20 protein-coding genes are annotated in these 22,661 nt (G+C 70.9%); 11 read left to right on the top strand and 9 right to left on the bottom strand.

The window, feature by feature from the left end:
* Positions 1 to 7: 7 nt before the first annotated feature.
* From ACH4UK_RS26390 to ACH4UK_RS26380, 3 genes are all read right to left on the bottom strand, one after another.
* Positions 8 to 874 (bottom strand): adhesin, encoded by an 867-nt coding sequence (locus ACH4UK_RS26390; protein ID WP_398360621.1) that lies wholly within the window; start codon positions 872 to 874, stop codon positions 8 to 10.
* A 219-nt stretch (positions 875 to 1,093) separates the two neighbouring features.
* Complete coding sequence (locus tag ACH4UK_RS26385) at positions 1,094 to 3,169, bottom strand: MFS transporter (protein WP_398360189.1); 2,076 nt, start codon at positions 3,167 to 3,169, stop codon at positions 1,094 to 1,096.
* 156 nt (positions 3,170 to 3,325) lie between these two features.
* Positions 3,326 to 5,857, bottom strand: a complete 2,532-nt coding sequence (locus ACH4UK_RS26380) for a serine hydrolase (protein ID WP_398360188.1) — start codon at positions 5,855 to 5,857, stop codon at positions 3,326 to 3,328.
* A gap of 192 nt (positions 5,858 to 6,049) precedes the next feature.
* Here ACH4UK_RS26380 and ACH4UK_RS26375 point away from each other — a divergent pair, with 192 nt between their 5' ends.
* The 3 genes from ACH4UK_RS26375 to ACH4UK_RS26365 all read left to right on the top strand — a co-directional run bounded on the left by ACH4UK_RS26375 (position 6,050) and on the right by ACH4UK_RS26365 (position 8,358).
* A complete protein-coding gene (locus ACH4UK_RS26375; protein WP_398360186.1) occupies positions 6,050 to 6,769 on the top strand; it encodes a GPP34 family phosphoprotein in 720 nt (239 codons plus the stop codon).
* A 249-nt stretch (positions 6,770 to 7,018) separates the two neighbouring features.
* The gene (locus ACH4UK_RS26370) at positions 7,019 to 7,876 is read left to right on the top strand and encodes a helix-turn-helix domain-containing protein (RefSeq protein ID WP_398360184.1); all 858 of its coding nucleotides are present in this window, start codon (positions 7,019 to 7,021) and stop codon (positions 7,874 to 7,876) included.
* A 275-nt stretch (positions 7,877 to 8,151) separates the two neighbouring features.
* The gene (locus ACH4UK_RS26365) at positions 8,152 to 8,358 is read left to right on the top strand and encodes a DUF397 domain-containing protein (RefSeq protein ID WP_398360183.1); all 207 of its coding nucleotides are present in this window, start codon (positions 8,152 to 8,154) and stop codon (positions 8,356 to 8,358) included.
* A 175-nt stretch (positions 8,359 to 8,533) separates the two neighbouring features.
* Here ACH4UK_RS26365 and ACH4UK_RS26360 read toward each other — a convergent pair whose 3' ends face one another.
* On the bottom strand, positions 8,534 to 9,421 hold the full coding sequence (locus ACH4UK_RS26360; protein ID WP_398360181.1) for a hypothetical protein: 888 nt from the start codon (positions 9,419 to 9,421) through the stop codon (positions 8,534 to 8,536).
* An 85-nt stretch (positions 9,422 to 9,506) separates the two neighbouring features.
* On the opposite strand from ACH4UK_RS26360, the gene ACH4UK_RS26355 reads away from it, so the two are divergent.
* Together ACH4UK_RS26355 and ACH4UK_RS26350 are read left to right on the top strand one after the other, a co-directional pair.
* Positions 9,507 to 10,289, top strand: coding sequence for an SDR family oxidoreductase (locus ACH4UK_RS26355; protein WP_398360619.1), 783 nt, complete (start codon positions 9,507 to 9,509; stop codon positions 10,287 to 10,289).
* A 362-nt stretch (positions 10,290 to 10,651) separates the two neighbouring features.
* Positions 10,652 to 12,232: a sodium:solute symporter family protein gene (locus ACH4UK_RS26350; RefSeq protein WP_398360179.1), complete on the top strand. Its 1,581-nt coding sequence runs from the start codon at positions 10,652 to 10,654 to the stop codon at positions 12,230 to 12,232.
* On the opposite strand, the gene ACH4UK_RS26345 is transcribed toward ACH4UK_RS26350, so the two are convergent.
* The 3 genes from ACH4UK_RS26345 to ACH4UK_RS26335 all read right to left on the bottom strand — a co-directional run bounded on the left by ACH4UK_RS26345 (position 12,217) and on the right by ACH4UK_RS26335 (position 16,251).
* On the bottom strand, positions 12,217 to 13,332 hold the full coding sequence (locus tag ACH4UK_RS26345; RefSeq protein ID WP_398360177.1) for an ADP-ribosylglycohydrolase family protein: 1,116 nt from the start codon (positions 13,330 to 13,332) through the stop codon (positions 12,217 to 12,219). The two genes, ACH4UK_RS26350 and ACH4UK_RS26345, sit on opposite strands and share 16 nt — an antisense overlap.
* A 189-nt stretch (positions 13,333 to 13,521) precedes the next feature.
* A complete protein-coding gene (locus ACH4UK_RS26340) occupies positions 13,522 to 15,942 on the bottom strand; it encodes a tetratricopeptide repeat protein (protein ID WP_398360176.1) in 2,421 nt (806 codons plus the stop codon).
* A 12-nt stretch (positions 15,943 to 15,954) separates the two neighbouring features.
* Complete coding sequence (locus ACH4UK_RS26335) at positions 15,955 to 16,251, bottom strand: sulfatase (protein WP_398360174.1); 297 nt, start codon at positions 16,249 to 16,251, stop codon at positions 15,955 to 15,957.
* Positions 16,252 to 16,389: 138 nt separating this feature from the next.
* On the opposite strand from ACH4UK_RS26335, the gene ACH4UK_RS26330 reads away from it, so the two are divergent.
* The 3 genes from ACH4UK_RS26330 to ACH4UK_RS26320 all read left to right on the top strand — a co-directional run bounded on the left by ACH4UK_RS26330 (position 16,390) and on the right by ACH4UK_RS26320 (position 18,137).
* Positions 16,390 to 17,217: a helix-turn-helix domain-containing protein gene (locus tag ACH4UK_RS26330; RefSeq protein WP_398360172.1), complete on the top strand. Its 828-nt coding sequence runs from the start codon at positions 16,390 to 16,392 to the stop codon at positions 17,215 to 17,217.
* Positions 17,214 to 17,414, top strand: a complete 201-nt coding sequence (locus tag ACH4UK_RS26325; RefSeq protein WP_398360170.1) for a DUF397 domain-containing protein — start codon at positions 17,214 to 17,216, stop codon at positions 17,412 to 17,414. The genes ACH4UK_RS26330 and ACH4UK_RS26325 overlap by 4 nt, the downstream gene beginning before the upstream one ends.
* A gap of 132 nt (positions 17,415 to 17,546) precedes the next feature.
* Positions 17,547 to 18,137 carry a hypothetical protein gene (locus ACH4UK_RS26320; RefSeq protein WP_398360168.1) on the top strand — a complete coding sequence of 197 codons (591 nt, stop codon included), beginning with the start codon at positions 17,547 to 17,549 and terminating at the stop codon, positions 18,135 to 18,137.
* Between the two features lie 47 nt (positions 18,138 to 18,184).
* Here the strand turns inward: ACH4UK_RS26320 and ACH4UK_RS26315 are convergent, their stop codons facing one another.
* Entirely contained in the window at positions 18,185 to 18,319 is a 135-nt protein-coding gene (locus tag ACH4UK_RS26315; RefSeq protein WP_398360165.1) for a helix-turn-helix domain-containing protein, read from the bottom strand.
* A gap of 15 nt (positions 18,320 to 18,334) precedes the next feature.
* A complete protein-coding gene (locus tag ACH4UK_RS26310) occupies positions 18,335 to 19,222 on the bottom strand; it encodes an NPP1 family protein (protein WP_398360163.1) in 888 nt (295 codons plus the stop codon).
* Between the two features lie 226 nt (positions 19,223 to 19,448).
* On the opposite strand from ACH4UK_RS26310, the gene ACH4UK_RS26305 reads away from it, so the two are divergent.
* The 3 genes from ACH4UK_RS26305 to ACH4UK_RS26295 are packed head-to-tail and all read left to right on the top strand — an operon-like array spanning position 19,449 to position 22,654.
* Positions 19,449 to 19,895, top strand: a complete 447-nt coding sequence (locus tag ACH4UK_RS26305) for a hypothetical protein (RefSeq protein ID WP_398360161.1) — start codon at positions 19,449 to 19,451, stop codon at positions 19,893 to 19,895.
* A 30-nt stretch (positions 19,896 to 19,925) separates the two neighbouring features.
* Positions 19,926 to 22,106, top strand: coding sequence for a DUF6571 family protein (locus tag ACH4UK_RS26300; protein ID WP_398360159.1), 2,181 nt, complete (start codon positions 19,926 to 19,928; stop codon positions 22,104 to 22,106).
* Entirely contained in the window at positions 22,103 to 22,654 is a 552-nt protein-coding gene (locus tag ACH4UK_RS26295; protein WP_398360158.1) for a hypothetical protein, read from the top strand. The genes ACH4UK_RS26300 and ACH4UK_RS26295 overlap by 4 nt, the downstream gene beginning before the upstream one ends.
* Positions 22,655 to 22,661 lie beyond the last annotated feature (7 nt).

Here is a 22,661-nt window from a genome sequence, read left to right as displayed (position 1 = left end):
TGGCCACTCAGTGGCAGGACGCCCTCATCTGGGCCGCCGCGTGGTGCGCGCCGACCCGTCGTGCGTCGCCCCAGTCCCGGCCCCGGTCGATGAGCTGCACGGCGAAGACGTCCCCCTTGACCGGGTAGCTGCGCACCGGGACCCCGCTCCCCCGGTGTTCCGTCTGGAGCACCGCGAACCCCGTGTACGCGGAGTCCGCGTCGTCCGGGTCGGAGAGCACCCGGTAGACCGTCGGATCCCCGGCCGTGTCGCGGGGGCTGCCGCTGTCGGGGACGAAGACGGTCAGCGCGCACTCCCGGAACCCCTGGCCCAGCCGCCAGGACCAGGTGGCCGTGGAGCCCCGGTCCTCCGTCGGGCTGCCCGACATCGGGACGGCGCTGAACCGGCCGTCACACCCGCCGCCGTCGAAGCCGCCGTTCTCGACCGTGTACCAGCCCGCGTCCCCGTTCTCGAAACGGCCGCGTTCCTCGTACGTACCGTCCGCGCAGCCGGGGCCCGCCCACTGGGCGAAGCGGGGCCCGCCGCCCGGGGGCTTCGACGGCTCGGGAGTGGCGGGGGCGTCCGTGCCCGCGTCCGTGCCCGGTCCCGGTCCCGGGGCGATCCTCGTGGGGGCCCCGCCACCGACCCGGTCGGGCAGCGCGCCCGCCCGGCCCGCCGCGTCCGTACGGGTGCCCCCACCGCCCACGCCCCCGCCGACCAGCAGCGAGACGACGGTGACCAGGCCTCCGGCGGCCACCACGACGCCCGCCGCGAGCAGGGCCTTGCGCCGGCGGGGCAGCGTGGAGAGCCGGCCCGTCAGCGTCTCGCGCACGACCCAGGAACCGTCCAGGCCGGCCGCGCGGGACGCCCCCGCCGAGCAGCCGGGGCAGACCATTCCGGGCAGCGGGCCTCGCCGCCCGCCGCCGCAGTGTTGGCACCTCATGGCAGGACACCTTGCCAGTGCGCCGCCCGCAGAGGGAGAGTCCGTACACGATGGCCCGTACACGGGACGTGAGAGCCCGGCGGGAGCAACGCCCTTGCCGTACCGGCGTGTTCGCCTTCGGGAAGCGGGACGGGGTGGAGCGGTCCGTTCCGGCCGGGTCCCCGGGTGGGGTCAGCTCAGCTCTTCGGGGCAGGGCGTGCCCGGCTGGAACTGGTACGGGGCCGCCAGCCGGTAGACGCCCGGTCGCGGCGCGAGGAGTTCGGTCCACTCGTCGCCGTACGGGCCCTCCTCCACCTTGTTCAGGCAGCCGTGCGTATTGACGAAGGTCTTCGGCGCGGTCTCGTCCTCCTGCGACCGCTCCTTGGACTCCTCCGTCTCCTGCGGGCGCTCCACGCTCTTGCCGTCCTCGTCGACGAGGGCGAGCCACCGCGAGTACGGAACCCGGATCAGCAGCCGGCCGGCCGACTTCACGGTGATCGTCAGCTCGTCCGCCCCCGCCCGCTCCACCGTCGCGGGCGGATCGGCGAGCGGCACCGGGTCCAGGACCCGGAAGAGCTTCCAGTTCGCGTCGCCCCAGATCTGACGCAGGTAGGGCTGCCCCTGCTCGACCAGCTCCGCCTCCTGGATCGCCCCGTTGTCCGGCCGGTCCTTGGGCAGCACCACGTAGTGCACGGCCCAGCGGTCCAGCCACTCCCGGTAGTTCACCGGGTCCAGCGTGTCGTCGTAGAAGAGCGGGTTGCGCTTCATGTCCGCCTGGCGGTTCCAGCCGCGCGCCAGGTTGACGTACGGGGCGAGCGCCGATGACTCGCGGTGACTGCTCGCGGGCACCACCTCGACCCGGCCGCGCTCCGCCTCCACCTGCTGGAGCTGGTTGACCAGCGGGGCCAGCTCCCGGTTCCAGGACGCGGCGGGCGCGGTCCGGACGATGTCGTCGACGCCCTTGAACCCGATCCAGAAGTTGAGGCCCACGAAGGCCAGGACCAGGGCGTACCAGCGGCGGCTGCGCGGCACCGCGTACGGCAGGGCGGCGAGCAGCGCCACCCCGGCGAACAGCATCGCCATGCGCGTGATGTTCGACCCGATCTGCGAGTCGATGACGTACGTGAGCAGCGTGCCGATCCCGTAGACGGCGGCGGCGGTGCGGACCGTGCTCCAGTCGCGCGGTACGAGGACGTACACGAGGGCCGCGAAGAGGAACGGCAGCGACAGTGTCCCGAGCGACATCGGCTGCGTACCGGAGAACGGGAACAGCCAGGCGGACAGCCCCACCACGGCGACCGGGGCGAGCCCGATCGCGTACGCGCCGGGGCGTCGTTTGTGGAGGAACAGCGCCGCCGCGACAACACCGAGGAAGAGCCCGGCGACCGGGCTGGACGCGGTCGCGAGGGCAGCGAGCGGGGCGGCGACGGCGGCCTTGGCCCACCGCTTGTACCGCCACCGGTACGGCCAGCAGAACACCGCGGCCACCGCGCCGACGGCGAACATCATCCCGAGTCCGAACGTCACCCGGCCCGACAGCGCGTTGCACAGGAACGCGAAGACCCCGGCGAGCGAGCAGGCCAGCGGATTGCGGACGGCCCGGACCCGCACGAGGATCAGCGCGGTCAGCGCGGAGGAGATCGTGCCGACGATCATCATCGTCGTACGGACGCCGAGCAGCGACATCAGGTAGGGCGAGACCACGCTGTACGAGACGGGGTGCATGCCCCCGTACCAGGCCAGGTTGTACGCGGTGCCGGGGTGCCGGCCCACGAACTCGGCCCAGGCGTCCTGCGCGGCGATGTCGCCGCCGGTGTTGGCGAAGAAGAAGAACCAGAGGAGATGGAGGACGGCGGCGGCCGCCGTCGCAATGGTGACGGGGTGCCGCAGCAGCCGCCGGGCCGAGACGGACGACGAGTCGGGGGCGGCAGCGGACGACGGCTCGGGGGCGGCAGCGGCGGCCGACCCCGCGACGGGGTCGCGCGACCCGGGGTCGCCGGCGGATCCCGGGGACTCGGTGGGCTCTGAGGGCTTGGTGGGCTCTGAGGGCTCGGTCGGCTCGGTGAGCTCGGTCGGCTCGGAGGACTCGGTGGGCTCGGTCGACTCGGGAATCCCGGAGGCATCGGCAGCCCCGGAGGAATCAGGGGACTCCAGGGAATCAGGGGACTCCGGCACGCGGGGAGACGGCACGCGAACGTGCAGGGCGTCGTCCCCGGCCCCGGTGGTCTCGTCCGCCTCGCGGCCGGGCTTCGGCTCCGCGGTGGTCACTACGGCTCTCCCCGTCCTCCGCCGGCCCCGTACCTCCCCAAGGACGCGTCCCGGCGTCCTGGAGTTGTCCGGGGACGCTAACACGTACCTCCGACAGCTATCTCCGTCATGAACGGGAGGGGCGGACGACTCCGCCCACCCCTCCCATCAGGCGTCTCAGCCGATCCTGGCCAGCTTGTCGCCGAAGGCCGGCTCGGGCAGGTCGCTCTGCAGCACCACCGGTGCCGTGACCTTCCCGGTGCCGGTGCCGACGGTCACCTGGCCGACCTCGCTCCCGGCCTTCGCCGCGTGGTCGATGCCCTCGCCGTTGTCCGTGACCTTGAGCTCGACCTTCAGACCGGACCAGCCGACCGCCTTGAGGTTCTTGGTGGCGACCACCGGGGTCTGTCCGCCGAACCCGTTGTCCACGTACCCGACGACGTCGCCCTTCTTCACCACCGTCGCCGACGTGGCGGCCTCCTGCGCGTCCTTGATCAGCTTCAGGCTGTTCTGGAGGGACAGCTCCAGGCTGTCGTAGACCCGGCCGGTCCCGGCCTGCTGGCCCATGACCGCTCCGTAGATCCACAGCGTCTTGCCGTCCACGACGGTGTTCGCGGACCAGAGCAGGTTGCCGCCCGCAGGGGTGGAGGACCCGGTCTTGATGCCGCTCACGCCCGGCTGCAGCAGGAGGTTGTTGTTGTTGTAGATCTTGCCGTCGATGCCCTCGATCTCGACCTCGGGCATGTCCACGATCTTCCTGAAGACCTCATTGCGCATGACCGCCTGAGCCAGCTTCAGCTGGTCGGTGGCGGTGGAGACCGTGGTCTTCTCCAGCCCGCTCGGGTCCGTGTACGTCGACCCGGTCATGCCGAGGTCCTTGGCCGCCTCGTTCATCTTGTCGATGAACGCGTCCTCGGTCTTGGCGTCCCACCGGGCGAGCAGCCGCGCCGCGTTGTTCCCCGAGGGGATCATCAGCAGCTGGAGCATCTGCCGTTGGCTGAGCTCCTGGCCCTTGGTCAGCGGGGCCGTCGACTCGTCGGGCCGCTTGGACTCGTCCTCGGCCTTCTGGTCGACGGTGATCGTCTCACCCTCCTCGTCACCCTTGAGGGGGTGCTCCTTGAGGATCACGTAGGCGGTCATGACCTTCGCGACGCTGGCGATCGGGGCCGGCTTCTGCGCACCCTCGGAACCGAGCGACCCGACGCCGTCGACCATCACGGCCGACTGGCCCTGGCCCGGCCAGGACAGCTTCGTCGCAGCGCCCTCGAAGGTGTACGTCGGCTTCGCCGTGAGCTCGAGCGAGGGCTCCGGCAGCGGGCGCATCACCTGCACGATCGCAAAGATGATCAGCAGGAGGAGCACCAGCGGGGTCCAGATCTTGACCCGTCGTACGGCGGTCCGGACCGGGGTCTCCGCGGGCGGCGGGGTGTTCGTCAGCTCGGCGAGCAGGTCCAGCGGCGGCCTCGGCGGCAGCGGCTGCTGCCGGGTGCGCTCGGCCGCGGCCCAGGACGGGGCGGCGGGCTCGGCGGAGGCCGGAGAGCCGGCCTCCGGGGTGGGCGCGGGCGCCTTGGCCCCGGCACCGGGTCCCGCCTGGGCCCCGGGCTCGGACGCGGACTCGGGCTCCGGCTTGCGGGGCGCGGGGGCGGACCGTACGTCGTCGGAGCGCAGCGGCACGAACGTGCTCGTGCGCTCGGCCTCGCTCTCGGGCTTGCTCCCGCTCCTGCCCGTGCCCTCGCTCTTGCTCCCGGGCTTGTTCTCGGGCTTGCTCTCGCGTGGCGGGAGCTTCAGCGCGGTCGTCGCCTGGTCGACCCGCTCGGCCGGCTTGAGCGCCTTGAAGATGGCGGTGGGCTGATCGATTCCTCGCAGGTCGGAGGCGTCGTCGGCGTCAGCCTCGGGCTTCGGCTTGTCGTCCGCCTCACCCTTCGGCTCCGCATCCGGCTCGTCCTTCGGCTCCGCGTCCGCCTGGGGCTCGGGTTCTGCGGTCGCGGAGGGCTCGTCCTTGCCGTCGGCATCGGCACCGACCTCGGCATCGGGCTCCGCCTCGGAGTCCGCGCCTGCGTCCGCGTCCGCGCTTGCGTCTGTGTCGCTCTCGGCGTCCGCCGCCGGCTTGTCCTCGGCGTCGGCATCGACCCAGGCGGCCACCGCGTCACGCAGACGGCCGTCCCCGGGCTCGGGCTCGGCCTCGGCCTCGTCCGCCGTCTCCTCCGCGGGCGTCTCCGCGTCGGAGGCCTCCGCGTCCGTGTCCGGGCTCGGGCGGTCGTCGGCGTCCCCGGTGTCCTCCGGAGGCGCGTCGGCCTCCCCAGAGGCCGTGGAGGCCGTCACAGCCGCACTCTCCGGCTCAGAGACGGTCTCCTCCGGCTCAGAAGCGGCCTCTTCGCGCTCGGGAGCGACCCCCTCCGGCTCGGAGACGGTCTCCTCCGGCTCGGAAGCGGCCTCCGCGGGCTCGGAGACGGTCTCCGCCTCGGGCTCGCGCCGGGCGGAGTCCTCCGGAAGCCGGGGACGGAAGACAGCGGTCGCGGTGTCCGAGGTGACCCCCGGGACCGACGCCGTACCGGGACGGTCGTCCGAGCCGGAGTCCGCCTCCGCCTCCGCATCCGCGCCCGTGTCCTCGCCGGGGTCACGGAACACGGCGAAGCGCGGGTCGCGTTCCTCCGCAGCCGTCCCCGACGACTTCTGCTGCTCCGTTTTGTCGGGGGACTCGCCCGCCACCGATGCCTCCTCATGCGCTGCGGGGCAACCCCGCGCTGTCCGAACCATCTACCAGTGTCCTGTGTGAACCCCTGGCCGAGCTGCTAGACGAGAACGACATACCTACTGGTTCCCATACAAAGCAGGCAGGCGCTCTCGACAGATGAATGTGAGAGGGGTCACCCTGTCAGACATCCACGCGGGGAGGCATGGATGGGCAGGAGCCGCAGAACAATCCCGGAGGAGCTTTTGTTGCTCGCTCTGGACCCGACCACGGGTACCACAGCGCAGCCGCAGTCGCTCGACCTCGGCCTGGCCGGGGCACAGCTAGTGGAGCTGGCTCTGGCAGGACGGATAGCCCCTGACGGGGATCGTATCGCCGTGGTGATGCCACGGCCGACAGGAGATCCGACTCTGGACTCCGCACTGGAACTGCTGCGCCGTCGTGGCAGCCCGGTTCGGGCGGTCCACTGGATCGGCGGGCCCCGACTGGGGCTGCGCCAGATCTATCTCGCTCATCTGGAGCGTTGCGGCATGGTTCATGCCGTGGCGGGCCAGATGTGCGGAGTGCTGCCGACGACTCGCTACCAAGCGACGGAGACGGCGATCAGCCGGGACATCAGGGCCCGGCTGGACAGTGCGATCCGCACCGGCGTACCGCCGGACCCGCGGACCGCGGCGCTCGCCGCACTGGCCCACGCGGTCGGACTCGGCAAGCACCTGTACCCCGGGAACGAGGGGCGCTCATCGCGCTCCCGGCTCCGGGACCTGATCAGGCACGACCCGATGGGCGGACTCGTGGCGCACGCCGTGATGGACGTCCAGAACGGAGTGGCAGTCCAGCCACGCCGTACGCAGCAGGCAGCGGGCGTTCCGTTGCAGCCGCAAGCACAGGCCCGTCGAGGCAGCATGGTGCACACCGCCGCGAGCTGACCGCACGGACCTGAGAACAGCACACCGCCGTACCGTCGTCACAGGACCCGGTCCGGGAGCCGCACCACGCACGGGGCAGCCGGTAGTCACCACCACCGGCTGCCCCGTGCGCTTGCGCGCCCTCCCGCGCACCGGTGCGTACGCCCCCTGTGGCCTGCGTGTGGCCGTTTCCCAGCGCGGCCGGGGCAAGGGGTGGCAATCTGCTGAGCAGTAGATACGCACAGCTACATAGCCGGAGGTGCACTTTCCGTGCCGTCCAACGTCAATCCCACTGTCAGGCGACGCAGGTTGGGCCAGGAACTGCGCCGCCTGCGCGAACTCAAAGGCATGACGGCCGAGGAGGTGGCGGAGCGCCTGCTGGTCTCGCAGTCGAAGATCAGCCGCCTGGAGAACGGCCGCCGCTCCATCAGCCAGCGCGATGTGCGCGACCTCTGCGGGGTGTACGAGGTCGAGGACCACCGCATCGTGGACTCGCTCATGCAGATGGCGAAGGACTCCCGCCAGCAGGGCTGGTGGCACGCCTTCGGCGACATCCCGTACAGCGTCTACATCGGTCTGGAGACCGACGCGGAGTCGCTGCGGGTGTACGAGCCGCAGATGGTCCCGGGCCTGCTCCAGACCCGGGCGTACGCCGAGGCGCTGATCAGCGGCGCGCTGCCCGAGGCCCCTCCGTCGGACATCGAGAAGCGCGTCAACGTACGGTCGCGGCGGCAGGACCGGGTCAACGCGCCGGAGAACCCGCTGCGGCTGTGGGCCGTGATCGACGAGTCGGCGCTGCGCCGGCTGGTCGGCGACAAGCAGGTGATGATCGACCAGCTGGAACACCTCGTCGAGCAGTCCCACCTGCCGCACGTCACGGTGCAGGTGCTGCCGTTCGACATGGGCGCGCACCCGGGCATCAACGGCCAGTACGCGATCCTGGAGTTCCCGGACGCCGCGGACTCCAGCGTCGTCTACATCGAGGGCGTCACGAGCGATCTCTACCTGGAGAAGGCGAACGACGTGCAGCGCTACAGCGTGATGTACGAGCACCTGCGGGCGCAGGCGCTGAACGTGGAGCAGACGCGGGAGTTCATCAGCAAGATCGCCAAGTCCTACACGAGCTGACGGACCTGGCGGGAGCCGACGGAAGCCTGCGGCACCTGGCTGCACCAGCGGAATCAGGACACCTGTGCGGGCGTCCGCAACGCGATCCGGGGAGCGTTGAGTGAGCGGCGGCGGCATGGTACACCGCCGCCCACTCACCACGGAAGGCTTACCAGCAGAAGACCATCCGGTCGAGTGAACGGCCATCTCATGGACGGGGCTTGGCGAGTAGCGTCGATCACGCCAATCGGAATCAGGTTGGTGCGACTCACCCAACTCTCTGAACCGGAGTGAACATGGCCATTCATCAGGGTGCTACGGACCAGTGGACGAAGTCGTCGTATTCCGGGGGCAACGGCGCGTGCGTCGAGGTCAAGTCCCCGGTCGTTCTGTCCATCGCCGTCCGTGACTCGAAGGCCCCCGAGGGCCCCTCGCTCACCTTCGTCCCCGGCGCGTGGAACGCGTTCGTGCGTGATGTCGCCACCGGCACGGTCAACGCCTGACCACGCATCACCGTACGACCGCATCAGCGCACGACCGCATCACCGTACGACTGCACCACCGCACGTATGCATGACCGCATCACCGCATGACCTGATGGAGCCCTCTCGACCGGTTCGCCGTCCTGGCCGAGGGGGCTCGGCACCACCCGCCACCGCCCGCCACCGCCTGCCGACGTCACCGCAGCCGGTCGACGTACCGGTCGGTCCCCGGCACGGTCGGCACGAACGGGGCGACCAGCTCGACCCGCCCCAGGCCGGACTCCGCGACCGCCGCGTCCAGGCCCGTGAAGTGCTCCTCCCAACAGGCCCGCGGATCCTCCTGGAGGAACCACAGCAGCGTCAGCCGGGTCCCGACCCCCTCGACCTGCTTCACATACGTCATCCGGTCGCCGGGCAGAGGCGTCGGCCGGAACACCGTGACCATGGCCGCCGGTGACCCCTTCAGCCGCTTCGGGAGATGGCGCGAGCGCAGCCACTCCAGCAGCTCCGCCCGCCGTTCGGGCCCCTCGGCGTCGACGACCTGAAGGACGAGGCCCGCGTACGGGTGGTCCAGGGCGTGGAAGTCCCGGGGACCGGCGGCTCCGTCGCGGTAGACGGTGGCCTCGTGGTCCTGGAAGGCCGTGAAGACATGGGTCCGGTCCTGATAGACCCGGCCGTCCCGGTTCAGCCTCCTGTTGATCGCCACGGTCCACTTCATGTGGTCGTCGTAGCGCCCCTCGGTCACCCAGTACGTCGACAGATAGCATCCGGCACCGACCGGCTGGGCCACCGCCGACTTCTCCGGGTACCGCAGTCCCTGGAGGTCCTTGGTGGCCACCCAGCGCCGCCCGGCGAACATCCACGGCATCGCCGTCGCACCCGCGTAGTAGTGGTCGTCCTCGTACCAGCGGTTGTAGGCGTACTCATGGCCCGGATGCGGTTCGACCATGGTGATCAGAGCGTGTCCCGGGCGGACCCCGTACGGCCCCGCTCCCGCCAGCTCCGCGTACCGCTCGCTCGCCGCCCCACCACTCGCCCCGCCACTCGCCGCCCCATCGCCTGCCGCCCCGGCGTCATCGGTCATCGCGTCTCCCTTCCCCTTCCATCGGGTCTCGCTTCCCCCTACTCTGACGGTCCGTCAGATGAACTTCCAGGGCTGGGAGGCGCCGATGTTGCTCGCGGGGAAGACCGTCATCGTGTCGGGCGTGGGGCCGGGGCTCGGGCACCGGGTCGCTTCAAGCGTCGTCCGGGACGGCGGGCGCGCGGTGCTCGGGGCGCGTACGGCGGCGAATCTGGCCAAGTCGGCGGCGGAGATCGACCCGGAGGGCCGGCACACCGCCCACCTGTCGACCGACATCACGGACGAGGCGCAGTGCGAGGCGCTGGCCGCGCTGGCGGTCGAGCGGTTCGGGGGCATCGACGCGGTGGTCCATGTCGCCGCCTGGGACAGCTACTTCGGCGGGATCCAGGACGCGGACTTCGCCACCTGGCAGTCGGTCATCGACGTGAACCTCCTGGGAACGCTGCGGATGACCCGGGCCTGCCTGCCCGCCCTCAAGGAGCGGGGCGGCTCGGTGGTGATGATCGGCACCCAGTCCGCGGTGGCCGCCCCCTCCCAGGTGTGGCAGGCGGCGTACGCGGCATCCAAGGGGGCGCTCACCTCGGCGATGTACTCCCTGGCCCGGGAGTTGGGGCCGGACCGGATCCGGGTCAACACGGTGCTGCCGGGCTGGATGTGGGGGCCGCCGGTACAGGCGTACGTCCGGTTCACCGCGCACACCGAAGGCGTGCCGGAGCCCGAGGTGCTGGCCCGGCTCACCGAACGGATGGCACTGCCGGAGCTGGCGACGGACGGGGATGTGGCGGAGGCCGTCGCCTTCCTGGCCTCCGACCGGGCCCGGTCGATCACCGGGCAGTCGCTGCTGGTCAACGCGGGCGAGCTGATGCGCTGACGTACTGCCGCACGAGGCACCCTCCCTCTCGACTTCTCGGCCGCACGGGACCCGCGTCCCGTGCGGCCTTCGCGCGTTGTCGCGTTCTCGCGTGCTCCTGACGTTCTCTGCACAGCCTGACGAAGTGCCCGCCCATCGTGTGGCCGCCGTCACGTTCGCGACAACGCCCCACAAGGTCAAGAACAAGTAAAATCGTTCGCCTTGCTGACTTGCGTTCACATGCATGACCGCCGAGAGCCTTGACCGAGGGCCCCGGGAGGGGGTTCAATCCCCGAAGTCCCCGCTCCCGCACGGGGACGCCGCTGAACGGCCGTGCCGACGAAGTGCGTTCCCGTTCACAAGGCGGACCCCTGGAGGGGGACATGAACAGTCTCGACTGGGCTGTACTCATCGGCTACTTCGGCGTGATGGTCGCGATCGGACTCTGGTCGCACAAACGCGTGGACAACGTCAGCGACTTCTTCACGGCCGGCGGCAAGATGCCGTGGTGGCTGTCGGGCATCTCGCACCACATGTCGGGCTACAGCGCGGTGATGTTCACCGGTTACGCCGGCATCGCCTATCAGTACGGGGTCACGTCCTTCGTGACCTGGTCGCTGCCGATCGCCATCGGCATCTTCATCGGCGCGAAGCTCTTCGCGCCCCGGCTGAACCGGCTGCGCTCGCGGCTGCATGTCGCCTCGCCGCTGGAGTACCTCAAGAACCGCTACAACATCCAGACCCAGCAGGCGCTCGCCTGGTCGGGGCTGCTGCTGAAGATCGTGGACGTCGGAGCCAAGTGGGCGGCCATCGCCACCCTGCTGTCCGTCTTCACCGGTCTCTCCATCACCCAGGGCATCCTGATCACCGGGGTCGTCACCGGGATCTACTGCACCGTCGGCGGCTTGTGGGCGGACGCCCTGACCGAACTGGGCCAGTTCATCATCCAGTTGTTCGCCGGACTGGCGATGCTGCTGGCCGTGATGAGCAAGCTCGACGGGTTCTCCACCCTGTGGACGGTCTGGGACAAGCTCCCGGAGGGGCACGCGGACCCGACCGCGGGCCCGTACACGGTGACGTTCCTGATGGCGTTCCTGTTCATCAAGACCTTCGAGTACAACGGCGGCATGTGGAACCAGGCCCAGCGGTACATGGCGACCGACTCGGCCGCCTCCGCGACCCGCTCCGCGCGGCTCTCGGCGGTCCTGTGGCTCGTCTGGCCGGCGGTGCTGTTCTTCCCGATGTGGTGCGCCCCGCTGCTGGTCGACGCGCAGAAGCCGGACGCCTCCGACAGCTACGCGCTGATGACCGAACAGCTGCTGCCGCACGGGCTGCTGGGCCTGGTCATCGTCGGCTTCTTCTCCCACACGATGGCCATGTGCTCCTCGGACGCCAACGCCATCGCCGCCGTCTTCACCCGGGACATCGCCCCGACCCTCTCGAAGGCGGCGCGCGGCTGGAGCGAACGCGCCGGGCTGATCGCGGCCCGCTGGACCACCGTGGCCTTCCTCGCGCTCTCGATGGCGATCGCGACGCAGATCAACTCGCCCGCGTTCAAGGACATCATCACCGTCGTGATCAAGTGGGTCGCCGGGCTGATGGGCCCGATCGCCATCCCGTTCATGCTGGGCCTGCTGCGCCCCTTCCGGAAGTCCGGACCGACGGCGGCGCTGGTCAGCTGGGGTGCGGGCCTGTTCGCCTTCTGGCTGGTCAACTACCCGATCCACTGGGCCGTCGAGGGCGGGGTGCCGCTCCAGTACCAGGTGTCCGTACCGCTGGCCGTCTCGCTCGTGCTCTACATCCTGATCGGCTTCGTGAAGCCGGAGGACACCCCGGAGCGCGACGCGGTCCTGGCCCGGATCAACGAGGGCGACGGGGACGACGACGGCGACGGCACGGCGAAGGCCGCGACGATCCCCGCCCAGGACGGAGGCGGCAGCCCGGCCCCTCAGCCGCGCGGGTAGCGGGCCAGCCAGCCGGGGGCGACGGCGGTCGGGCTGTGCAGGGCGGGGCCCTGGGTCATCTCCATCGCGAAGTCGTCGGCCAGTTCGAGGAGCGTGGCCCTCCCCTCCAGCTCCGCGAGCCAGGCCGGCGGCAGCGCGGTCTCGCCGTGCAGCGCCCCGAGCAGCGCCCCGCAGACCGACGCGGTGGCGCGGGAGGGACCGCTGTGGTTCACCGCGAGCCGCAGCCCGTGCCGGATGTCCTCGCTGACCAGCGCGCAGTACACGGCGACGGCGAGGACCTCCTCGGCGGCGTCGCTCGCACCGAGCCCCTCGATCAGCGCGGGGCCCGGGATGCCCTGCCGCACGGAGCCGAGGGCCTGTTGCAGGGCCTCGGTCACCGGCTCGTGGCCGGGGCGTTCGACGAGCAGCGCCAGCGCGTGCTGCACGGAACCGTCCAGGCTCTCCCCGCGCGCCAGCCCGTGCACGAGTACGGCGTAGGCTCCGGCGGCCAGCTGGGCGGCGGGGTGGCCGTGGGACTGGGCCGCGCACTCGACGGCCAGTTGCAGCACGAGCCCCGGCTCCCAGCCCACGAGCAGCCCGAACGGCGCGGACCGGGTCAGCGCGCCCGCGTCCCGGGCGGTGGGGTTCTTCGGCTGGTCGAGGGTGCCCATGACCGGGTCGCCGAAGCCGCCCAGGCATTCCCGGGCGGGGGCGCGGCGGGCGTAGAGCCACTCCTCGGCGGCCAGCCAGCCGTTGTCCTCGCGGCGTTCGTCGGGCCCCCAGTCGTGCTGGGTGGCGGCCCAGCGCAGATGGGCCCGGTGCACATCGGTGGGCGGGTGCCAGGCCCCGGTGTCGCGGCGGACCTGGGCGCGGATCAGTCCGTCGACGGTGAACAGGGTGAGCTGGGTGAGGGCGGTGACGGCACCGCGTCTGCCGTGCGCGACGAGATAGTCGGCGACCCCTTCGACCCCGTGGGCGGCGCGGATCTCCTCCAGCGAGAGGCCGTTGACTCCGGCCCCGAGTGCGTCCCCGACGGCCCCGCCGAGCAGGGCCCCGCGGACCCGACTGCGGAAGTCCTGCTGCTCGGCCCGGCCCCAGACCACCGTGGTCCCTGTGCTCACCCCGCCCCTCCCCGTCACTGCTCCCGGCACCGCGTGCGTCTGTACGGCCCTCGGCGGGCGACCGCGCAAGCACTGTAATCGAACGGGAACGGGGGGTAGAGGGGGCGACCCGGGTACGTACGGGTATGTCGACGGACGTCCCGCAGGTCGTTTTTGACCGGTGCGGGCGGCGGCGGGGCGCGGCGCGGATCAGCCCGCAGGCGGCGCACCGGCCGGGCCCAGCCGCTCCCGCTGCGCCCGCGCCCACCCGTAATCCGGGTCCAGCTCCAGCGCCCGGTCGAGGTCCCCGCGCGCCTCCCCGAGCCGCCCCAGGGCCTCCTGCGCGAGGGCCCTGCTGCCGTGCGCCCAGGCGTAGTCGGGGTCCAGGGCGAGGGCGCGGCCGTAGCAGGCGACGGCCTCCTCGTGCCGGCCCGTCGCCCGGTACACCTCGCCCCGCTCCCCCTCCGTACCCGCCCGCCCGGGGGTCAGTTCCTCGGCCCGGTCCAGGTCGGCGAGGGCGCCCACCGGGTCGCCCAGCGCGGTGCGGACCCGGGCCCGCCGGACCAGCGCCCAGGCGTACTCCGGCCACAGCGCGACCGCCCGGTCGAAGTCGTCGAGCGCCTCCTCGTGCCGGCCCAGCACATGGCGGACCAGCCCCCTGCTGGCGAGCGGCACCGCGTCGGCGGGATCCAGGGCGTGCGCCCGGTCCAGGACGGTCAGGGCCTCCTCCAGACGGCCCATCCGCCGGTAGGTCTCGCCCCGCTCGCGCACCGCCCAGGCCCAGGCGGGCGCGATCTCCTCGGCCCGGTCCAGGTCGGCGAGGGCGTCCTCGTAGCGGCCGAGCGACCGCAGGATCACCGCCCGGCCCTGGTGGGCGCGTTCGCAGTTCGGGTCGACGGCGATGGCCCGCCCGTGGTCGGACAGCGCCGCGTCGAACTCCCGGGCCCGGAAGCGGTCCCAGGCGCGCGCCACGAGGGCGGCCGCCCGGTCGGTGTCGGTCAGCTCGGCCCGGGTCAGCAGCAGCCCGAGGGCCGCGGTGGGGCGGGGCCCGTGGTCGGTTATGGCGGCGAGCAGGTCCCGGCCCCAGTCCCGCAGTACGGCGTTGTCCGCGTCCTCGCCCGCCTCCACGAGGATCCGGGCCCAGTGCCGGGCCCGGGACGGCCGCTGGGAGCACAGCGCGATCCCGGCGCGCAGGGCCTCGGGCAGCGCGGTGCGGGGGCGGGCGCAGAGCCGGTGGTAGAGCACGTCCAGGGCCGCCCGCCGCCAGGACTGCTCGGCCCAGAGGCGTTCCGGGTCGATGCCCTCGGCCGCCGCGTCCCGCCGGGCCGCGAACGCCTCGGCCAGCCGGTCGTGCGCCGCCTTCCAGCGCCGCGGCGACCCGGTGCGCTGGAGCCGGAGCATCGGGGCCCGGACGACGGCGTGGTAGCGGGAGTGGCCGGAGTGCCGCTCGGCGACGAACGGCAGCTCGTGCAGCCAGTCGTAGAGCCCCGGCACGGCGTGCGGCCCGTCCTGCGGTGCGGCGACGGCGACGGCCACCAGGTCCTCGTCGAACCGGCGGGGCAGCGCGCAGGCCAGCGCGGCCGCCCGGCGGGCCGGGTCGCTCTCCCCGGCGAGGAAGCGTTCGACGGCGGTGGCGTTCGCCTCGCCGGCCGCCCCGGGGTTGGCGGCGAGCGTCGACACCAGGACCGGCAGCCCGCCGGAGAGCCGGAGCACCTCCCGTACGGCGGGCTCCGCCACCACGCCGCGTCCCGACAGGAGCTGGCGCGACTCGGCCTCCGTGAACGGCCCCAGCGGTACGTCGGCGACCAGGCGGCCCCGGTCGCCCCAGTGCACGGGGTCGAGGCGGCGCTGACCGGCCAGGGTCAGGACGAGGTTGGCGGGCAGTTCGCCGTACCGCCCCGGGGTCAGCAGGTCCGCCAGCCACCGGTCCAGCTGGGGCGCGGTGCGCTCGTAGGTGTCCAGGAACAGGGCGACCCAGGGCACCGCGTCCGCGACCCGGTCGATCTCGGCGACGAACACCGGCGTGAGGACCCGCACCGGCTCCGCCAGCAGCCGGGCCTCCTCCTGCTGCCGGGCCCGCCCCCCGAACACCGCCCGCAGCCCGCCCGCGCCCCGCGCCACGACCGCCGGGTCGATGCCTCCGGCCAGCGCCCCGACGACCGGAATCGCCCCGGCCGCGATGAGCCCGGCCTGCGCGGCGGCGAGCGCTCCCGGCGAAGGGTCCCCGCCCGAGGCCTCCTGGTCCGCAGCCAGCCGGCCGACCGCGTCGTGGAGGGTGCGGCGGTAGCCGGCGAGCAGCCGATCGAGCGCCTTGAGCGGGTGCCCCTGCTCGGCGAACTGCGCGGCTACGGCCTCGAGTACGTCCGGCACGGAGTCGGTGCTCTCGTCGACCGAGGCGGTCAGCGCCCCGAACTCCCCTGCCGCGCCCCGCCATTCCCGTACGAGCGAGGTCTTGCCGACCCCCGCGTTGCCCCGCACATGGAAGACGAACCGGTGCCGGGGGTCCTCGGGCGGCAGGGCGAAGTTGGCGCGGAACAGGTTGAGTTCGGCTTCCCGCCCGACGAAGGCGGCGCGGCGCTGCCCTTCGACGATCTGCTGGAGGGAGAGGCGGCGGGGGCTGGACGGTGGCATGGCCCCAGTCTGTCAGCGGACCGGCACGTCGGGGAGCCTCCGCCCCCGGCTGTGCGCGACGACCAGCACCTCCCGCAGGGACAGGACGGCCTGCGTCAACGCGAACCGCAGGGCGACCTCCCCGGCCGACCCGTCCGCCAGCACTTCCTGCGCGCCTTCCAGGACGACGTTCCCGCACTCGATCTGCTCCTCCTCCATCTCGTCGGCGAGTCGGGAGAACCTGCTGTTCGGGTCGCCGGTGCTCAGGTAGCAGGGCTTGCCTTCGTCCGACCTCCAGGGGAGGAGGCGGAGCTGTGAGATGTCGGTCATGTCATTCGTCCTTAGCGCGAGGGGGGTGCCCCTGACGGGTGGCGATCACCGTTCGTGGCCCCATCGTCACGGTCGCCGCCCTACGCTCGACAGAGGCACGCGATTGCCTGCGAACAGGACAACAGCAAGGGGTCGGGGATGACCGAAGTCGCCGAAGCGGAAGCGGAGTCGGGGCGCGCGGCGCTGGGGAGCGCCCTGCGCTACTTACGGCAGAAAGCGGGGCTGTCGCTCGGCCAGCTCGCCGAGAAGACCCGCTACGACAAGAGCTACCTGTCACGCCTTGAGGCGGGGAAACGGCTCTCGAAGTTGGCGGTGATGGAGGACCTGGACCGGTTCTACGACACGGGCGGGCTGCTGGTGGAGCTGTGGAAGGTGGCGCGGCGGGAGGTCTTCAAGGACAAGTACAAGGAGTTCATGCGGCTGGAGCTCACAGCCTGCATCATGCATCTGTTCACGCTCGGCATTCCGGGGCTGCTCCAGACCGAGGACGTGGCACGCGCACTGTTGTCCGGCGCTCAGGAAACGGCGAGCGAGGCGGAGTCGGTCGAGGAGCAGGTCATAGCACGCCTGGGCCGTCAACAGCTGATCCACCGCAACCCGGCCCCGACCATTCGGATCATCATCGACGAGTCCGGACTGCGGCGTCCGGTGGGTGACCCGAAGGTGTGGGAAGCCCAGTTGGAGTATCTGATCGAGATCGCGGAGCTGCCGATGGTCACGCTTCAGGTCCTGCCGTTCTCGGCCGGAGCCCACCACCTGATGGACGGTGCGCTTACGCTCCTGTGGCAGGAGGACGGAAGCGCCGTTGCCTATACGGAGGGCAACCGGTGCGGTGAGTTGCTGGAAGATTCGGCCGATGTCACGCGCGCCCGGCTGTCCTACGATCGGGCACGGGATCGGGCGTTGCCCCCGCCTGACTCCATCGCGTTCATCAGGGGCGTCCTGAAGGAGTTCAGAGGATCATGAAGCGCACGCCCGACCTCTCGACCGCGATCTGGCGCAAGTCCACCTACAGCGACGGCGGCCCCAACAACTGCGTCGAGGTCGCGGACGGCTACCCCGGAATCGTCCCCGTACGCGACAGCAAGGCCCCCGCAGGCCCCGCGCTCCTCATCACCGCACCGGCGTGGACCGCCTTCGTGAAGTTCGCGGCCGAGCGCTGACCCCACTGCCGTACACCGCAGGGCCCGCGCCCCGTCCTCACCGGACAGGGGCGCGGGCCCTCGTGCCTACTCAACCGCCCCTGAGTACCCGCGCTCATGATCGCCCGCCGACCGCTGCCTAGCGTGGCCGGCATGGACACGGAAGCAGCAGCCACCGCGACAGACACGTCTCCCGCCGCCGGCTCGCGGGGGTTCTACGGCTGCGCGATCGCCCTGATCGCCTTCTTCGCACTGATCGCGCTGGGAGCGCATGCGCTCACGGAGTTCGAGAAGGGGCTCGACGGCGACGGGCAGATGGAGCAGCCCGGCTCTTCGGGCAGCGCCTACCAGCCTCTCGGCCCCGGGATGACGGCCCGGTACGAGGACGGCTTGTGGGTCACCGTCAGCCATGCTCAACCGCACGACGACGGCACTTACAGCGTCACCGTGACCTTCAAGAACGGCACTGACGAAGAACTGCGCCTCGGCGAGGAGGCGTTCCCCGGCACGCTCGACGTCGAGCCCGGTGAATCCGGCCAGGACTACGCCCCCGGCTACGACGTGAACTGGCTGAACCGGGAGGAGTCCGCCTCCGCCCTCGTGCCGCCGCTCCCCGAGGACGACGAGCGCACCGCCCCGGTCCGTCTGAAGCCGGCCCGGAAGGGGGCCCCGGTAACGCTGGAGGTCACCCCTCCGGACGCCGGTTACCGGGAGACGGCCCACTTACAGCTCACCCTGGGCTGACCCTGCCGACAGACTGACGGTCGCCCGGCATCATCCCCTCCCCCGGCTCACTCATCCGGCACCAAGCGCAGCACGTCCCCCGGCCGACATTCCAGCACCCGGCAGAACGCGTCGAGCGTCGCGAACCGCACCGCCTTGGCGCGGCCGTTCTCCAGAACGGCGACATCGGTCAGAAGACGCACTGTGTCGGCGACCCGTCAGGCCCAGGGGTCGAAGGGGATCCCTTCGGGCTTGGAGTTGTTGAGCAGGTTGCGGAAGCGGTCGTCCTTGTCGGTGACCTTGATGGTCGCGGACCCGAAGTCGGCGTTCATGAGCTTGTCGCGCAACTCCGTGCTGGGGAAGCCGTTCCAGTCGACGATCGGCGGGTAGCGCCAGTTTCCGTAGTGGTTCTCCGGCGGCTCGTCGTTGTCGTTGGCGAGGCGGAAGAAGTGCGTGCTCGGACCGTCCTTGTGGTAGACGGCCTTGGGGTGCGAGCCGTCGAACCGCACCTGCGAGCGCGGGTAGGTCTTGACGGTGCTGTGCTGCGTCGTCGAGACGTAATCGACCTGGTTGGAGCCCTGGTTGACCCAGGAGATCACATGCTCGAAGTCGTGCCGGTGGCCGCCGAGTCCGCTGCCGTGGACGGCCTGGTCCTTCTCGAAGTACCCCGCGTAGACGATGCCGCACCAGCCGTTGTTGCACTTCGAGCGGGCGTACGTCTGGGAGTTGTCCAGGTCCCACTGGTCCCGGCAGCTGCCGTTGATCGCGCCGGTCGTGTTCAGGCCGGGCGCGAGGGTGCCGTCCGGGCCGATGGCGGGGGTGGCGTAGCAGCCGTCGCCGTCGTAGTCGAAGGCGGGCGAGAACGCCTGCTCGTAACCGCCCGCGTTCTGGGGGAGGCTGCCCGGCGGGTCGGCGTGGGCGGCGGAGGCGGTGCCGAGGACGAGGAGTCCGGCGGCGGCGAGGACGGTGGCGGTGCGGGTGGCGCCGGTACGAGCGGTGCCCCTGCGGGCGGCGAACCGGTTGCGGGTGGGAAGCCGGGCGCTCACACCGGCGAGGTCGGCACTTCGGCTGCCGGGGGACATCGGCGGTATCGGCGGAGTTCGCATGGTTTCTCGCTCCTGACTCATCTGACACATCAGCACGTGGCAATGGGGGTCGACTCTGCATGAGTTGCCCGGACCATGACAAGAAGAAACGGAAGGCGACCTCTCACCTGCCGCTCGGCATGCGGCCAACGCCCGCCCAGCAAACGATCAAGAAGCGAAGATAACGTAGGGGAACAGTCGGCCCCAGGGCGGCAGAAGAATCGATGTACGGCTTCACGGAGGACCTATGGCTTGGGACGAGTGGGAGCAGGCGAAGGCGCGGGCGCAGCAGGACGCGTCCATGCAGCTGAACAAGGTCGCTCCCGAACCCGGCGGGAGCGGCGGCGACGGAGACCTGGTCGTGCACGACGACGTGCTCGGCGCGCTGGGGAACCTGGCCCACACCCTGCGCCAGCACTTCTCCACGGCGTCCGACCACGCCCGGCAGAACACCTTCGACGCGTCCATCCAGCTGTTCAACGACGGGCTGGACATGGGCTCCGCCCTCACCGAGCTCCACGACGCCTGGAACACGAAGGCGGGAACGCTCAAAGAGGCGTGCGCGCACATCTCCAACCACCTCGACTACTCCCGCGCCCAGCACGCGAAGGACACGGTCAAGATCGCGACGGACCTGCGTACGGTCGGCGGGGACGAGCTGTCCGTGTCGCGCATCAACGACTACTACAAGTAACCAGCACGGCGGACAACGGGGGCACACATCATGGTCACCTTCCAAGACCTCAACGACCTGCGACTGGGGAAACTCCAGGAAGCGGTCAAGGATTGGCAGGCGATGGTCGACAAGCTGGTCAAGGTCGCCGACGGCGGCAACGGCGAGGTCAGCGCGGCCGACCTGGCCAGCAAGGCCAAAGCAGCCGACTGGAAGGGCCAGAACGCGACGGTGACCAAGGACTTCGTCACGGTCACGGCACGGGAGTTCGATGACGTCGTCACCGTCGCACGGAGCGTGCACACGATCCTGAGCGGCGCGCACACCAAGCTGACGAAACACAAGAGCGACCTGGCCGACGCGGTGAGCCGCGCGGCCAAGAAGAACATCTACGTGGACGACAAGGGCATGGTCAGATCCGCCACGCCCTCGCCGCAGGCGATCGGCGACGCGAAGATCGAGCCGCCGACCCAGGCGGAGATCGACGCGACGGCCAAGGAGATCAGCACCATCCTGACCGCGGCCGGCGAGACCGACAGCACGGCCGCCACGGCGCTGCGCTTCCACGCGAAGGACAAGCACGGGTTCGAGTCGAACGGATTCAACAGCTTCGACTCGGCGCAGAAGAGCATCGACGACTCCAACGAGCTCATCGCCCTGGGCAAGAAGGACCCCAGCCAGCTCACCAACGAGCAGCTGGAACGCTTCAACGCCCTGATGAAGGCCCACCCCAACGACCCGGTCTTTGCCGAGCGCGTGGCCCTCGGCCTGGGCCCGGAGGGGACGCTGAAGTTCTTCGCCGGGGCGGTGAACCTGGACAACTGGGAGAACCCGAACAGCGGCGGCGGCACGGCGACGCGCGAGGAGCGCATGCAGCTGCTCGGCACGATGGAGAAGCAGCTGGGCTCCACGCTGGCCACCGCCTCCCACTCCAACAGCGAGGGCATGGAGTCCTGGAAGGAGCGGGTGGTCGCGCTCGGCGGGGAGAACGTCGGCGGCGGCCAGGGCGGGAGCCAGACCCGTGTCTACGGCTTCCAGGCCATGAGCAACCTCATGCGCCACGGGAAGTACGACGGCGACTTCCTCAACGACTACGGCAACGCGCTCGTCAAGTACGAGAAGGAGAACACCGGGGACGTCAAGGACCCGGGCCCCGGCGGAAAGCGCCGGGAGGACGTGCTGCCCTGGGACAAGCTGCCGTCGTACGCGAAGGTCGACCAGCTCCACTACGGCGAGAACACCGACGCGGGTACGGACCCGATGACCGGGTTCATGAAGGCGCTGGCTCACAACCCCGACGCGGCGACGGACTTCTTCAGCTCGACCGACCCCCAGGACAACGCACAGCACGTCCTCAAGGACCGCAAGCCCTTCAACGACGTGGTACCCGACTCCCTGGGCTACGGCGAGTCCGCGAGCGACTACAAGGGCCCGAAGGCGAGTTACGAGGCGACCGGCGACGCTCTCGTCGCGGCGGCGACGGGAGTCAACCCGGACGACAGCTCCGCGCGGCCCCCTGAGCACACCGCGCAGCACCGGGAGGTGCTCGACAGCTCGCTGAAGTACCTCTCGGAGCGGGGCGACGACTTCCCCAGCGAGATGCGGGACGACATGGCGATCGTGCTGACGAACCACGGTGACGCGGTTCATCATTCGGCCAGTGCGCTGGCCGAGGACCCCAACGACCCGAAGCTGCTGGACAGGGACCAACTGCTGGAGGTCTCCAAGCAGGTCTCCCGCGACCAGAACGCCTACGGCATGCTCAACGAGGGCCTGAACCGGGAGATCGTCAGGGACATCCACGAGGACAACCCGAAGGACCCCAAGGAGACCCTGCTCCGGGCGGGCAACACCGTCGGCTTCCTGGAAGAGGCCCGCTACCAGGCCCTGGTGACCGACAAGGACGACCCCTCGTGGGACGCGAAGTGGATGTACCACGGGTTCGGCAGCATCGTGAACTTCGTACCGGGGGTCGGGGACATCGCCCAGCGCGGCGTCGACGCGGTCGCCTACGAGTGGCAGACGCAGGAGCAGGACCGGATCGACGCGATCCAGCAGCAGGACAACGAGAAGACCTTCAAGGGCAGGGAGCAGCAGTTGCAGGCACTCGCCGACGAGTGGGCCAAGGCGAACCCCGGCCACTCCAACAGCCGCTACACCCTGACCGAAGAGATCAACGGCGCCGCGTACAACGGGAACGACCGGGCCAGCGGGTTGAACGGAGGGGGATGAGCACGATGAAGGCGATGAAGAAGAGCGTGTCGCGACGGGTGGGCTCCGTCGCACTGCTCACTGCGATGCTCGCCGGGGTCGCCGGCTGCGGAGAGCCCGAGCCCTTCAGCATCTCCGAGGCGTGCGGAACCAAGATCGACCCGAATCTCATCGGCCGGCTCCTCCCCAGGGGCGAGGAGTTGAAGACCAAGGACACCTTCTCCGAACCCAAGCAGCCACGCTGCGAGTTCGAGGTGGACGGGGAGGACCGGGTGGGGCTGAGGGGCGACGTCGTCGAATCGTTCGTCAAGCCGCTGGAGGTCAGCGCCGACGGCATGCGGCGGCTGGGCAACCCGGCACCGGCCGACATCGGCGACGGCGCCACCATCGCGGACCACGGGGGGATGGCCCTGAAGGCCTGCACCTACCAGGGCGAGAAGATGCAGTTCGTGCTGGCCATCGACGGCGTGGAGGACCCGAAGGACACCGCAGAGCGCCGTCGCATCCTGGAGAAGTTCCTGCGCTCCCAACTCCCCGTCGCGATGGAAGCGGAGGGCTGCCGCCCGTAGGGGGCAT

It is taken from the genome of Streptomyces sp. NPDC020884, assembly GCF_044333935.1.
Taxonomy (GTDB): Bacteria; Actinomycetota; Actinomycetes; order Streptomycetales; family Streptomycetaceae; genus Streptomyces.
The sequence above is the reverse complement of the archived record's forward strand: the minus strand, read 5'-3'. Positions and strand labels throughout refer to the sequence as shown.